Origin of the sequence: Psychrobacter sp. TB20-MNA-CIBAN-0197, assembly GCF_040309765.1 — a bacterium.
Taxonomy (GTDB): Bacteria; Pseudomonadota; Gammaproteobacteria; order Pseudomonadales; family Moraxellaceae; genus Psychrobacter; species Psychrobacter submarinus.
In genome coordinates this window covers 1-287 of sequence record NZ_JBEOPC010000364.1, presented here as the reverse complement: position 1 = coordinate 287, position 287 = coordinate 1, and the positions used below count along the sequence as shown (strand labels likewise).

Below are 287 nucleotides of genomic sequence, written 5' to 3'. Positions count from 1 at the left end.
ACCGACTGGTGTGATTTGTCCTGTCCGTCCGACTTGCCACTCGATATCGTTGAGACGCGTCATCACCGTTTCGGCAGGGAATTTATAGGCAGTTGCCCAGCGTGGCTCGCGTGATAGGTAGCCAAGTTGCTGCTGTAACGCAAGGCTGTTGACCTTAATCACCATACCATCGATTTCAAATGGCAGATCGCTACGCCCTTCTATCACTGACTCATAATAGGTCTGCGCGGCGCGTGGATTTGCCACTACTTCTACCGCGCTGACCGTAAATCCAAGCTCGGTAAGCC

At 53.0% G+C, this 287-nt stretch carries 1 pseudogene; it reads right to left on the bottom strand.

Annotation, left to right across the window (positions count from 1 at the left end):
• Positions 1 to 287: pseudogene (gene ligA / locus AAEY83_RS14050) on the bottom strand (NAD-dependent DNA ligase LigA); the annotation flags it as partial.